Annotated in this window: 11 protein-coding genes and 1 pseudogene; 7 read left to right on the top strand and 5 right to left on the bottom strand. The window is 70.4% G+C overall.

The features are described from left to right. The first annotated feature begins 81 nt into the window (after window positions 1-81). The 4 genes and pseudogenes from VGT06_01940 to VGT06_01925 all read left to right on the top strand — a co-directional run bounded on the left by VGT06_01940 (window position 82) and on the right by VGT06_01925 (window position 3,349). Window positions 82-801 carry an MFS transporter gene (locus VGT06_01940; protein ID HEV8661893.1) on the top strand — a complete coding sequence of 240 codons (720 nt, stop codon included), beginning with the start codon at window positions 82-84 and terminating at the stop codon, window positions 799-801. 15 nt (window positions 802-816) lie between these two features. Further along, window positions 817-1,287 (top strand): annotated as a pseudogene (locus tag VGT06_01935) (MFS transporter). 16 nt (window positions 1,288-1,303) lie between these two features. Next, window positions 1,304-1,972 carry a thiaminase II gene (gene tenA / locus VGT06_01930; protein ID HEV8661892.1) on the top strand — a complete coding sequence of 223 codons (669 nt, stop codon included), beginning with the start codon at window positions 1,304-1,306 and terminating at the stop codon, window positions 1,970-1,972. Window positions 1,973-2,065: 93 nt separating this feature from the next. Then, window positions 2,066-3,349 (top strand): MFS transporter, encoded by a 1,284-nt coding sequence (locus tag VGT06_01925; GenBank protein ID HEV8661891.1) that lies wholly within the window; start codon window positions 2,066-2,068, stop codon window positions 3,347-3,349. Window positions 3,350-3,389: 40 nt separating this feature from the next. Here VGT06_01925 and VGT06_01920 read toward each other — a convergent pair whose 3' ends face one another. Then, complete coding sequence (locus tag VGT06_01920) at window positions 3,390-4,574, bottom strand: M48 family metallopeptidase (protein HEV8661890.1); 1,185 nt, start codon at window positions 4,572-4,574, stop codon at window positions 3,390-3,392. A 147-nt stretch (window positions 4,575-4,721) separates the two neighbouring features. Here VGT06_01920 and VGT06_01915 point away from each other — a divergent pair, with 147 nt between their 5' ends. From VGT06_01915 to VGT06_01905, 3 genes are all read left to right on the top strand, one after another. Continuing rightward, the gene (locus VGT06_01915; protein ID HEV8661889.1) at window positions 4,722-5,270 is read left to right on the top strand and encodes a DinB family protein; all 549 of its coding nucleotides are present in this window, start codon (window positions 4,722-4,724) and stop codon (window positions 5,268-5,270) included. A 292-nt stretch (window positions 5,271-5,562) separates the two neighbouring features. After that, window positions 5,563-6,033 (top strand): YbaK/EbsC family protein, encoded by a 471-nt coding sequence (locus tag VGT06_01910; protein ID HEV8661888.1) that lies wholly within the window; start codon window positions 5,563-5,565, stop codon window positions 6,031-6,033. A 214-nt stretch (window positions 6,034-6,247) separates the two neighbouring features. After that, entirely contained in the window at window positions 6,248-6,448 is a 201-nt protein-coding gene (locus VGT06_01905; protein ID HEV8661887.1) for a winged helix-turn-helix domain-containing protein, read from the top strand. A 33-nt stretch (window positions 6,449-6,481) separates the two neighbouring features. Here the strand turns inward: VGT06_01905 and VGT06_01900 are convergent, their stop codons facing one another. The 4 genes from VGT06_01900 to VGT06_01885 are packed head-to-tail and all read right to left on the bottom strand — an operon-like array spanning window position 6,482 to window position 13,200. Further along, the gene (locus tag VGT06_01900) at window positions 6,482-9,130 is read right to left on the bottom strand and encodes a glucosidase (protein HEV8661886.1); all 2,649 of its coding nucleotides are present in this window, start codon (window positions 9,128-9,130) and stop codon (window positions 6,482-6,484) included. Further along, window positions 9,127-10,530 carry a mercuric reductase gene (locus VGT06_01895; GenBank protein HEV8661885.1) on the bottom strand — a complete coding sequence of 468 codons (1,404 nt, stop codon included), beginning with the start codon at window positions 10,528-10,530 and terminating at the stop codon, window positions 9,127-9,129. The genes VGT06_01900 and VGT06_01895 overlap by 4 nt, the downstream gene beginning before the upstream one ends. 16 nt (window positions 10,531-10,546) lie before the next feature. After that, window positions 10,547-12,094, bottom strand: a complete 1,548-nt coding sequence (locus VGT06_01890; GenBank protein ID HEV8661884.1) for a GMC family oxidoreductase — start codon at window positions 12,092-12,094, stop codon at window positions 10,547-10,549. 32 nt (window positions 12,095-12,126) lie between these two features. Further along, window positions 12,127-13,200, bottom strand: a complete 1,074-nt coding sequence (locus tag VGT06_01885; protein HEV8661883.1) for a glucose 1-dehydrogenase — start codon at window positions 13,198-13,200, stop codon at window positions 12,127-12,129. Window positions 13,201-13,208 lie beyond the last annotated feature (8 nt).

The raw sequence follows: 13,208 nt of genomic DNA, 5'->3' as shown, positions 1-13,208 counted from the left end.
CCGGTGGCCGGCGCCAGGCCCGGTGTCGGGTTCTACGACGCCTGCCCGGGAACCGTCTGAAACGCCCTTGGGAGACGGGAAATGGAAGGGACGGCCGGGCGGGGCACCCTTCTGCGCTTCTGCGCCGCGACCCTCCTGTTCTGGGGGTCGCTCTACGTGTATGTTCCCACCCTGGCCCCCTACGCGCAGGTCCTGGGGGCTTCTCTCACCGTGATCGGCCTCATTCTGGCCGCCTATGGCTTCACACAGTTCGCCCTGCGCATCCCGCTGGGGCTCTGGGCGGATCGCCACGGGAGGTGCCGTCCCTTCATCGTGGCCGGCTTCCTCCTCGCCCTGGCGAGCGGCCTCGGCCTCAGCTTCGCCCCGGGGGCGGGGGCGCTCCTCGTCTTCCGGGGCGTCGCCGGGGCCGCTGCCGCGTCCTGGGTCGCCTTCACGGTCCTTTTCGCCGGCTACTTTCCTGCGGGGGCCACCAGCCGGGCCATGGGGATCGCCGTCGGGGTCTCCGGGCTCGCCCAGATCCTCGCGACCGCCGTCGGGGGTCTCCTGGCCGAGCGGTGGGGGTGGGTGGCCCCCTTTTACGCCGGAGCCCTGCTGGCGGGCGCGGGGGCGGTGGTCGCCGCCGGACTGCCCGAGGCCGGGCGGCGGCGATCGGCGGCCCTGTCCCTGCGCGAGGCGCTGGCCCCGCTGGCGCGCCGCGGGCTTCTCCTGGCGTCAGGTCTCGCGGCCGTGGGGATGTTCTCCACGTACGTGACCGTCTACGGCTTCACGCCGATCTACGCCGTGGGCCTCGGCGCCTCCTAGGCCGAGTTAGGGGTCCTCACGACGGTGAGCATCCTGACCTATACGGCGGCGAGCTTCCTGGCGGGCGGCGTGCTGGCGCGGACCCTCGGCCATCGCGTGGTGGTCACGGCCGGCCTCACGATCGCCGCCCTCGGCACCCTGGTCATCCCGGCCATCACGGACTTCTCCCTCCTCGTCCTCTCACAGGCGGTCGGAGGAGTGGGCCGCGGCGCGCTCTTCCCTGTCCTGATGGCCCTGAGCCTTCAGGAGGCCGGCGCCGGCGAGCGGGCCACGGCCATGGGGGCGTTTCAGGCCTTCTACGCCATCGGGATGACGGGCGGGCCGGCCCTGGCCGGGCTCCTGGCGGACGCGTTCGGCCTCGGCGGAGCGTTCGTCGCCACGGGGCTCCTGACCGGGGCGGGGGCGGCCCTCGCCTGGTGGGGGATCGGCGGGGCCGGGGAGCGGGAGGCGGCGGTCCGGCCCGAAGGGGTCGGGCTCAGGCCCTGAGAGGGAGGACGGACGGATGGCCTTCACGGCGGAGCTGCGGCGGAAGGCGGATCCCATCTGGCGGAAGATCGCCGCGCATCCCTTCGTCCGGGGGATCGGGAGCGGCCGTCTCACGAGGCGGCGCTTCCGGTTCTACCTCTGCCAGGATTACGTCTTCCTGGTGGAGTACAGCCGGGTCCTGGCCCTCGCGGTGGCTCGAGCGGAGGACCTGCAGACCATGGGGGAGTTCGCCGCCCTCCTCCACGCGACCTTGCACACCGAGATGGATCTGCATCGGCGCTCCGCGCGGCGCTTCGGCGTGAGCCCGGCGGCCCTGGAGCGGACCGTCCCCGCCCCCACCGCGCACGCCTACACCCGGCATCTCCTCCACGTGGCGGCCTCCGGCACCCTCGCGGAGCTGTGCGCCGCGCTCCTGCCCTGCCAGTGGGGATACTGGGAGCTGGGCACCGTCCTCGCGAAGGGGCAGCGGGGCGGCCGGGCCAACCCCTACGGGGACTGGATCCGGACCTACAGCAGCGCCGACTTCGGCAAGCTGGCGCGCTGGCTCCGGGGCCTCACCGACCGCCTGGCGGAGGGGGCGGGGCGGGCCGAGCGGGACCGCATGCGCCGCCACTTCATGACCAGCAGCCGCTACGAGTACGGGTTCTGGGACATGTCCTACCGGATGGAGCGCTGGCCCCTGTAGGGGGCGCATCGAATTTGGATCCGGGGCATCTATAGGGGCAAACGCGGCCGCGGGGACGGACGGGTCGCTGCGCCCACCTGGAGCGAGAGAACGATGCCGACGAACAGTCACGGCGGGCGCCTGCACTACGCCTGGGTGGTCGCGGGGGTCACCTTCCTCGCCCTGCTGGCCGCCTCGGGCGTCCGGTCGTCCTTCGGGGTCTTCATCAAACCCCTCGAGCGCGACTTCGGGTGGGAGCGGGGCGCCATCGCCCTCGCCGCCGCGTTCTCGCTCCTGATCTACGGCGCCATCGGGCCCTTCATCGGGCGCCTGGTGGACCGCTACGGCCCGCGGCGCGTATTGGCGCTGAGCGTCCTGCTCTGCGGCGCGGGGGCGCTCCTCTCGGCCACCGTCACGCGGCTCTGGCATCTGTACCTGTGGGCGGGGATCTTCACGGCGGTGGGAGCGGGCGGGGCCGCCATCGTCACGGCGTCCGCGATCGCCGCCCGCTGGTTCGAGCAGCGGCGCGCCCTCATGATGGGGATCGCGGGGGCCGGGACCTCCGCCGGGCAGCTCCTCTTCATCCCGCTCGCCATGGGCCTCACGCTCCAGTTGGGCTGGCGGCAATCCTTCGTCTGGCTCGGGGCGATCCTGGTGTTCCTGGTGGCTCCCCTCACCATGTGGCTCCTGCGGGACGACCCGGGGGAGAAGGGACTCCGCCCCTACGGGGCCGCGGCTCCCGCTCCCGCCGGGCGCGCAGCCGGAGCCGCTCTCGCGCCCGAGCGACGGACGGCGGTGAGGGAGGCGATCCGGTCCGCCGACTTCTGGTATCTGGCGGGGGGGTTCTTCGTCTGCGGCTACACGAGCAACGGGATGATCGGGACGCACGTGGTCCCGTACGCCGTAGACCGGGGGCTGGGGGAGATGACGGCGGCGGCGGCGATCGGCCTCATGGGGGCCATGAACGTGGTGGGGACGCTCGCCTCCGGCTACCTCTGCGACCGCTTCGGCAAGAAGGTTCCGCTGGCCTGCTTCTACTTCTTCCGCGGGGTCTCCATCCTGTACCTGATCACGGTGGACACGCCCGTATCCCTGAACGTCTGGGCCGTCCTCTTCGGCCTGAACTACATCGCGACTGTCCCCCCCACCTCCACCCTCACGGCCGACCTCTTCGGGCGGTTCTCGGTGGGTGTCCTCTTCGGTTGGATCTTCCTGAGCCATCAGGTGGGGGCGGCGGCGGGGGCGTGGGTCGGGGGCTGGATCTTCGACGCGACCGGCTCCTACGCCCTGGCGTTCCTCTCCGCGGCGGTCCTCGCCTTCGTGGCCGCCGGGCTCAGCCTGTTGATCCGGGAGGGACGGCCCGCCCGCCTTGCCCCCGAGGAGGCGGCGGCCTACTGACGGGCCGGGGCGGCGAGTCGCGGGGGCGGGCCGGCGAGGGTCATCGCACGGAATAGGTCCGCTCGGCGGTGAACCGCTGGCCGGCGGGATCGGGGAAGCGGCCCGTGAGGGTAAGGGTGTAGGTGCCGGGGGGCGGGACACCGCCCGGGGCGGCCCCAGCGGGGAGGGTGATGACCTCCCGCTGATTGGCCTCGAGGCGGGTCCCCAGGAAGACCTGGTAGAGGATCCCCTCGGGGCCGCGGATCTCGGCCCCCTCCAGGGCGACCGGGCGGTCCAGGGCGAAGACGAAGCGGAGGTCGGCGCTCCCTTCCCGTTCCCAGCGTGCCTCGCGGATCGTGGGGGTGGGAGGGGCCGCCGGCGCCGGGACGGCGACCGCCCGTGCCTTGCCGAGGGGAGGGAGGGGCCGGTTCCCCTGCGCGACCTGCTCCGGCGCCGGGCGGTACTGGGCGAGGGCTTCCGGGAGCCAGGCCCGGATGTTCTCGGCCCGCTGGCCCGGCCCCGGGTGGGTCGAGAGGAACTCCGGGGCCCGCTGCTTTCCGTCCCGCTTCTCCATGCGCTCCCACAGGCTGAGGGCGGCGTGCGGATCGTAGCCGGCCTCGGCCATGAGGACGAGGCCGATGCGATCCGCTTCCGATTCCTGAGTCCGGCCCCAGGGGAGTAGGACGCCGATCGTGGCGCCGAGGCCGTAGGCCTGGAGCACCCCGTTGGTCACCGCGGGGTTGTTCGCCCCCATCCCGATCTGGATCGCCGCAGCCCCGAACTGAAGCAGCAGGCCCTGGCTCAGCCGCTCCGCCCCGTGCCGGGCGATGACGTGCCCCACCTCGTGGGCCAGGACGGCGGCCAGGCCGGCCTCCGTCTCCGCGACCGGGAAGATGCCCGTGTAGACCCCGACCTTCCCTCCGGGCAGCGCGAAGGCGTTGACCTGCTTGTCGTCCTCGAAGACGGCGAACTCCCAGTTGGCCTGGAGCGCCGAGGCGGCGGCGATCCGGCTCCCGATCCGCTCGACGACGGCGATGGGCGCGGGATCGCGGGAGCGCTTGCCCTTCTTGCCGACGGCCTCGAAGGCCTGGGCTCCGAGCTGGGCCTCGTAGGCGGAGGAGACCAGGATCAACTGGGAGCGGTGGGTGACGGGGGCGGTGGCGCAGGAGGCTGCGAGCGCCGCGAGGAGCGCCAGGAGAATCGCAAACCGCCACTCTCTCGAGACCGCTCGCCGCACCGCACGCATCGCCGCCCCCTTCCTCCTCTTCCGTCCCCGGCTGGGGTACCTCAATCTTAGGTTGGGAGCGGGAGGGACGCAAGGGGCAGGGCTTGCCCGTGCGCCCGGCCTCGGGTATCGTGGGGCGTCTGCGGAGAGACGGAAAGGGGGCATGGGATGGCAGATGCGGCCAGGATCCAGCGGGACGCTCGGGGCACGGTGGGGTACCTCGACCTGGTCCGGAAGCAGGGCGCAATGCGCATCCAGGCGGCTACCGCGGGCCGTCTGCGGCGGGCGATGGCGGGTGTGAGCCAGACGGACCTTGCGAGGCGCCCGGCTCCCGACAAGTGGTCCATCCGGGAAATCATCTGCCACCTGGCCGACGTGGAGGTGGTGAACGGCTGGCGCTACCGCATGATCCTGGCCCAGTCGGGCTCTCCCCTGACCGCGTTCGACCAGGACCTCTGGGCGAGCGAGATGGCCTACCGCCGGCAGGAGCCGAAGGTGGCCCTCGAGACCTTCGCCGCGCTTCGCCGGCGCCACCTGGCACTGATTCGGAAGACCCCCCGCTCCTCCTGGACCCGGTTCGGCATCCACCAGGAGCGAGGGCGCATCACCTTCCGCGACCTGGTGGAGTGGGAGGCCGCCCACGACCTCAACCATCTCGCCCAGGTGGACCGGATCCGCCGTCTCCTCTCTGCTCGCCGCGGCTCGCGCAAGCACTGAGCCCGCGCCGCCCTGAGGTGATCGCCCCCTCCCTCCCCCGGCAGCGCCGGACTCCACCTTTTCCTTGTGGGCCGGCCGGGCCTGGCGTATTCTCGGACCAGGCCTCCTGTTCTCCCTGCGGGGCCGCCGCCCTTCTCCAACCATCCGCCGCGCGCCCCGCTGGCTTCTCCCCCTGAGGGGCGTGGCGATTCCGCCGCGTGCATCGCGGGACGCGGCTGCGCCCCGCCGAGCCCCCGCCGCCCCGGGACCGGGCGGCCGGAGAGCGTCTCCCCGGCCCGAGGGAGGGTGCCCCATGGCCATCGTCAAGCGGCTGAAGGAGTTCCTGGACAAGGAGCGGGTGGCGTACCGGGTCACCACGCACGTCGAAACGTTTACGGCCCAGGAGACCGCCGCCGCCGCCCACGTTTCGGGGAAGGCGTTGGCGAAGGTGGTGGTCGTGAAGCGAGGGAGCACCTTCGCCCTGGCCGTCCTCCCCGCGGCCTGCAAGGTGAGCACGGAGCGCCTTCGGGGGATCCTTGGGGCGGCGGACGTGAGCCTGGCCCGGGAAGCCGAGTTCTCCCCCCTCTTTCCGGACTGCGATGCGGGGGCTATGCCTCCCTTCGGCAGCCTGTACGGCCTGGAGACTCTCGTGGACCAGGAGGTGGCGGCCCTGCCGCAGATCGTCTTCCGCGGGGGGAGCCACGAAGAGCTCGTGGCGATGGCCTATGCCGACTACGCCCGGCTCGTGCGGCCCCGGCTCGGCGACTTCTGTGTGCACGACTAATATCAACGCCATAATTCGTGTGACAGGCGGTCCGGGTGGCGCCGGATGCCGCCCAAAGGCCCCCGTAGCGGAGGGGGGGCCCATCGGCCTCGGGCCGAGGGGGGGAACCACGGGAGGGTTCCCCAGGGGGGCCGGGGGCCGGGGCGGCGCCGGCGACAGGACCCGGACCGTGTCACACTCATTCTGTCGTTTGCATTAGCGCGGGAGGGTGGTCATGCTCGACGCCATCGGTGAGGCTGCGGGGAAGGTCTGGAAGTACCTGGATGCGGGCGGTGCCCAGAGCATCGGCCGGATCCAGCGGGAGACGGGTCTGAGCCAGTCCCTGACCTACCTCGCCCTGGGCTGGCTGGCCCGCGAGGGGAAAATTCACTTCGCGCAGGAGGGCCGGGTCCTCCAGGTCAGCCTGGCGGGCTAGGCGGCCGGGCCGCCGGAGCCGCGCGACTCTGGCTTATTCCCCGTTCTGCTGCAGCAGCTTGGCCGCGAGCCCCGTCCAGCCGGTCTGATGGCTCGCGCCGATCCCCGCCCCGTTGTCCCCGTGGAAATACTCGTAAAACAGCACCAGGTCGCGCCAGTGGGGGTCCCGCTGGAACGCCTCCGTCCCCCCGTAGACTGGCCGACGGCCCTCGGGACCGCGGAGGAAGATGCGGGTGAGGCGGCGGGAGAGCTCCGCGGCCACCTCCCACAGGGTCATCATCCGCCCGGAGCCGGTGGGACACTCCACCTTGTAGTCGTCGCCCAGGTAGTAGTGGAACTTCTGGAGCGACTCGATGAGCAGGTAGTTCACCGGGAACCAGATCGGCCCGCGCCAGTTCGAGTTGCCGCCGAAGAGGCCCGTGCTCGACTCGGCCGGCTCGTAGTCCACCCGGTGCTCCATCCCGTTGACGGAGAGGACATACGGGTGCTCCTTGTGGAACCGCGAGATGGCGCGGATGCCGTAGGGGGAGAGGAACTCCCGCTCATCGAGCATGACGTTCAGCACGCGACGGAGCCGGTCGGGATCCACGATGGAGAGGAGCCGACGTTCCTCCTGGCCCGGGGTCCTCATGCACGCGCAGTTGCCGGTCAAGTCTGGCCGGTTGTCAATGAACCACTCCAGGCGCTGCTTGAAGCCGGGGAGGCGGTCCATCAGGTCGGGCTCCAACGTTTGGACGGCGAACACCGGGATCAGGCCCACCATGGAGCGCACCTTCAGGAAGAAATGGTCGCCGTTCGGCAGGTGGAGCACGTCGTAGTAGAAGCCGTCGGATTCGTCCCACAGTTCGATCCCCTCGCCGCCTCGGTTGTTCATGGCGTGGGCGATGTACATGAAGTGCTCCCAGAATTTGCTCGCGACGTCCTCGTAAGCCGGGTCCTCCCGGGCCAGCTCCATCGCGATCGCCAGCATGTTCAGGGTGTACATCGCCATCCAGGACGTCCCGTCCGACTGCTCGATGTGGCCGCCGGTGGGCAGCGGGGCGCTCCGGTCGAAGACGCCGATGTTGTCCAGGCCCAGGAAGCCCCCCTGGAAGATGTTCATGCCCTCGGCGTCCTTCCGGTTCACCCACCAGGTGAAGTTGAGCATGAGCTTGTGGAAGACGCGCTGGAGGAACTGGCGGTCGCCGACGCCGCGCCGCTTCTTCTCGATCTTATAGACCCGCCAGGCCGCCCAGGCGTGGACCGGCGGGTTCACGTCCCCGAGGGCCCACTCGTAGGCCGGTAACTGCCCGTTCGGGTGCATGTACCACTCGCGCAGCATCAGCACGAGCTGCTCCTTGGCGAAATCGGAGTCCACCAACGCCAGGGGGATGCAGTGGAAGGCCAAGTCCCAGGCGGCGTACCAGGGGTACTCCCACTTGTCCGGCATGGAGATGACGTCGGCGTTGTATAAGTGCGTCCACTCGTGGTTGCGCCCGCGGAACCGCTCCCGGGGCGGCGGGGGATAGGCGGGATCGCCCTCGAGCCAGTCCTTGACCACGTAGTGGTAGAACTGCTTGGACCAGAGGAGCCCCGCGAACGCCTGGCGCATGACGTTCTGCGCGTCCGCCGAGAGGCTGCTGGGGATCACCGTCGCATAGAACTCGTCGGCCTCGCGCTGGCGCTCGGCGAACGTCGCGTCGAACTCGGGTCCAAATGAGGGGGGCCCGGCCCCCGGGGCGCGGTCGGTGAGCTGGAGCCGGACAGTGACAGCCTCGCCCGGGCCGACGTGCAGGGGGTAGTGCGCGGCCATCTTCGTCCCCACGCCTTCGCGGTTTACCGCCTCCTTCACGCCGTGGACGATGTAGTCGTTGATGGCGTCCTTCACGTAGGGGGAGCCGTTCTCGACCCCGTAGAGCCGGCGGAAGTTCGTCTCGTTCTCGGTGAAGAGAAGGCCGGGCGTCCCGCCGCAGAGGAGCCAGCGCCGGCCGTAGGCGGGATGGTCGAGCTCGACCCCGCACGTGCCCGAGGCGGGGTCGGCCTGGCGGAGTTGGGGGCGCCGCGGATCGCGCCCCCAGGACCAGGTGTTGCGGAACCAGAGGGTCGGCAGCAGGTGCAGCGAAGCAGCCTCGGGCCCGCGGTTCGCCACGCTGATGCGGACGAGGATCTCCTCGGCGCTCGCCTTGGCGTACTCGATGAAGACGTCGAAGTACCGGTTCTCATCGAAGACGCCCGTGTCCAGGAGCTCGTACTCGGGGCTCCCCTTGTCCCGGCGCCGGTTCTCCGCCACGAGCTCCGTGTACGGAAAGGCCGCCTGCGGGTACTTGTAGAGGGATCTCATGTAGGAGTGGGTGGGCGTGCTGTCGAGGTAGAAGTACTGCTCCTTCCCGTCCTCGCCGTGGTTCCCCTCGTTGCCGGTCAGGCCGAAGAGGCGCTCCTTGAGGATGGGGTCGCGGCCGTTCCAGAGGGCGATGGCGAAGCAGATCAGTTGGTGCCGGTCCGAGATGCCGGCGAGGCCGTCCTCGTTCCACCGGTAGGCCTTCGAGCGGGCGTGGTCGTGAGGGAGGTAGTCCCAGGCGGTTCCGGAGGGGCTGTAGTCCTCGCGCACGGTCCCCCAGGCGCGCTCGCTGAGGTAGGGCCCCCAGCGCTTCCAGTGAACCCTGCGCTCGCGCGACTCCTCTAGGCGTTGCTCTTCCCTGGTCACGATGGCATCTCTTCCGGGACCCTCGGCCCTTCCTCGGCCGGCTTGACCGCGTCCATCAACGTATAGAACCCCTCGGCGAGGGTCGGGTGGATGTAGATGGCGCCCTTCAGCAGCGTGTAGGGGGCGCGGGCCAGCATGAGGGTGCTCAGGATCTGGATCAATTCGCCTCCCTCCAGGGCGAGGATGGCCGCGCCGAGCACCCGGTCGCTGGCCGCGTCCACGACGAGCTTCATCAGCCCCGCGGTCTCATCCCGCTCGATGGCGCGGGCGACCCAGGTCATGGGGATCTTCCCGATCTTCAGCCGGTAGCCCGCCGCCCGCGCCTCCGTCTCGGTCAGGCCGACGCGGCCCAGTTGCGGGTCGGTGAAGAGCGAGTAGGGGACGATGCGGTTCTCGGTGGAGAGGCTCTGGCCCTCGATGAGGTTCGCATAGACGATCTGGTAGTCGTGGTAGGAGATGTGGGTGAACGCCGGGCCGCCCTTGACGTCGCCCAGAGCCCAGATGCCGGGCACGGTGGTCTCGAGGCGGGCGTTCACCTTGATGTACCCGCGCTTGTCGGTCTCCACGCCGGCTTGCTCCAGCCCGAGGTCGTCGGTGTTGGGCAACCGCCCGGCGGCCACGAGCAGGTGGGAGCCGCTCACCGCCCGCGTCGCGTCGGGGGCGTCGAGGGTCAGGGTGACCTCGCCATCCTTCCGCTCCACGCGGGTCGTCCGGGCATTCAGGACGAAGCGGATCCCTTCGGTCTCGAGCGCCTGTTGCAGTCCCACCGCGATGTCCGGGTCCTCCCGCGGCAGGATCTGGTCGCCGCGGTGCACGATCGTCACGCGGCTGCCGAAGCGCCGGAACATCTGCCCGAACTCGAGCCCGATGTACCCGGCCCCGAGGACGAGCAGGTGGGCGGGCAGCTCGGTCAGCTCCATGAGCGTTGCGTTGGTCAGGTAGCCGGCCCGGTCCAGGCCGTCGAGCCGGGGGGTCCCCGGGCGGGTGCCCGTGTTGATGAAGATCCGCTCGCTTTCCAGGACCTCCCCCCCGACCTGGAGCCGGCGGGGATCCACGAATCGGCCGTGCCCGCGATAGAGGCGCACGTTCTTGTTGCTGCCGAACGCCTCCTCCTTGCCCGACCGGAACCGCTGGACGACCTCATCCTTCCGGGCGACGATCCGGGGCAGGTCCACGCTGACCGGGCCCGTCCGCACGCCCCACCGGGCGGCGTTGCGGGCGTAGTGCGCCACCTGGGCGGACGCGACCATCGTCTTCGTCGGGGTGCACCCGGTATTGATGCAGGTCCCCCCCAGGTGCTCCTTCTCGATCAGGGCCACGCGCCAGCCGCGGTCGGCCAGATCATGGGTGAGGGGGTTGCCCGCCTGCCCGGAGCCGATCACGATCGCGTCGTATTTCATGACCGCTGGGTCCTCCTCAGCCAAGCCGCTCCCGCAGGTGGTCTGCGACGCGCAGCGCGTTGGCCATGATCGTCAGGGCGGGATTCACCGCGGTGCTCGAGACGAAGAAGCTGCCGTCCACGACGTAGAGGTTGTCCAGGTCGTGGGCCTTACAGTGAATGTCGAGGGCGGAGGTCTCGGGGTCGCGGCCGAACCGGACCGTCCCGCACTGGTGAGCCGTGCCGGCGATCGGGATCTTCTTCCCCAGGTAGAACGTGCAGGGGAGCAGCCGGTCCTCGCAGCCGATCCGGCCGAGCAGGCTCTTGAGCTTCGCGGCCAGGCGCTGGTGCCCCTCGAGGTTGTTCTCGCGGTAATGAAGCGTGATCTCGCCATTCGGTCCGATCATCACGCGGTTTTCGGGATCGGGCAGGTCCTCGGAGGTCAGCCAGAAGTCGATGGCGTGCCTGGCGAGGAAATCGAGGGCGAGGCCGGGGGCGAAGACCGGGGCATCGCCCTTCAGCATCTCGGCGTTGGACTTGCCGAGCATCTGGATGTGGCCCAGCGGGTAGCTCCAGTCCTCGGAGCGGAAGTAGAAGTCGTTCAGGGCGATCGTCTTCTGGAAGACCGTGGGGTTCGGCCGCTTGGAGATGGCGAGGAAGGCCGAGTTGTTGTGGCACATGTAGTGGCGGCCGACAACGCCCGAAGCGTTCGCCAGCCCGTTCGGGTGCCTGTCGGTGGCGGAGCGGAGCAGGAGGGCGGCCGAGTTGATCGCGCCGCAGGCGACGACCACGATGTCGGCCGCATAGGACTCCGGGACGCCGCCCTGCTGCACGTGCACGGTGGTGACCGCGCGCCCGGAGGCGTCCGTCTCGAGGCGCGTCACGGTGGTGCGGGTGAGGAGCGTCACGTTCGGATGCTGCAGGGCCGGCTCCACGCAGACGATGTGGGCGTCGGCCTTGGCGTTGACGAGGCAGGGGAAGCCGTCGCAGGTGTCGCACCGGATGCAGCGGCTCCGGCTCCGGTCCTCCTCGTCCAGCATGATGCCGAGCGGGACGGAGAAGGGCCGGTGGCCGATGCGGCGCAGGTCGTCGGCGAGCTCCTGGACGCGCGGCTCGCTGCGGACCGGGGGGTAGCGGTACGGGCCGCTGGCCGGCGGCTCCGTGGGATCGAGGCCGCGCGCCCCGTGCACGTGGTAGAGGTGCTCCGCTCGAGTGTAGTACGGCTCGAAGTCCTCGTAGCCGAGGGGCCAGGCGGGGGAGATCCCGCCGGCATGGTGGATCTCACCGAAGTCCTCGCGGCGGAAGCGGAGGAGCGCCGCCCCGTAGACCTTCGTGTTGCCCCCCACGCAGTAGTGGATGCCGGGATGGAACTCCTTCCCGTCCCTGTCGTACCAGGTCTCGTGGGCCTTGTACTTCCCCTGGGTGAAGACGGCGTGCGTGTCCCAGTTGTCCTTCTCGCGGGGGAGGTATCCACCCCGCTCCAGGAGCAGGATCCGCTTGCCGGTCGGTGCCAGGGCGTATCCCAGCGTTCCGCCCCCGGCGCCGGTACCGATGATGATGACGTCGAAGCGCTGGGCTCCCGCCATCGGATTCCTCTCCTGCGGCGTGTGGCCGCCTCTCAGACTTCGAGCACGACCTTGATGTGCTCGCGGCGGCGCTCCAGGCCCTCGCGGAACCGGTCGAGGGGGAGGCGCTGCGTGATGAGCCGGGACAGGAGGCCCGGCCACTTCTCCTCGAACTCGCCGAAGTGCTGGACGCCGAGCTCGAAGTAGCGCCGGTTGGCGTTGACCGACCCGAAGACCACCTTGTTGCCCAGCACCATCTCGAGATTGATGCGGTCCGCGGGGATGCTGATCGTCCGGGTGCCGCCGGTGATCCCCATCAGGCAGAGGACGCCGTTGGTCCCCAGGACCTGCATGGCGTCGAAGACGACCTGGGAGCTCCCCGTGGCCTCGAGGATCAGGTCGAGGTTGCCGAGTCGCCTCGGGAGCTCCAGGATGGGGGAGCGGACGCTCGACAGGTAGCGGGCCCCGATGGCCCGGAGGAGCTCGAGCCGGAGGGAGGGGACATCCGGGTCCTCGCGTCCGACAACGGTGACCTCGAGCCCCAGGTTCCGGAGCACGAGGGCTGCGAAGAGCCCGATCGTCCCCGCGCCGAGCACGAGGGCGCGCTCCGGGTTCCAGCGCATCCGCTTCTGGATCTCGAGGCTCTGGGCGATGCCCTTCTCCACGATCGTCATCGGCTCCAGGAGGACCCCGAACCGCTTGAACCGCGGCGGGAGCTTCACGAGGAACTCGGGGGCCTCCACGTAGTACTCGGCCATGAAGCCGTGGCGCCCCTTGATTCCCCGCTCCGTGTATCGGCCGTCGAGGCACATATCGCTCTCGCCCGCCTGACAGTTCAGGCAGTCGCCGGGACGCCGCACGGTCGCCACGACCAGATCCCCGGGAACGAAGCTCTTGCTCTCCGCCCCGACCCGCTCGACCTGCCCGAGGGATTCGTGGCCGAGGATCAGCAAGTCCTCGCCCGCGGGCGCCTCCCCGTACAGCCCTTCGTCAATCTCGGCGTCGGTGCCGTCGAGCCCCACCTGGATCAGCCGGACCAGGACTTCCCCCCGGGAGGGGGTGGGAGTCGGCATCTCACGGAGCGTGGCGCTCTGCGACTTGCCGGGAGTGACCGTTACCGCCTTCATGGCGATCT

The organism is Candidatus Methylomirabilis sp. (genome assembly GCA_036000645.1).
Classification (GTDB): domain Bacteria; phylum Methylomirabilota; class Methylomirabilia; order Methylomirabilales; family JACPAU01; genus JACPAU01.
The sequence above is the reverse complement of the archived record's forward strand: the minus strand, read 5'-3'. Positions and strand labels throughout refer to the sequence as shown.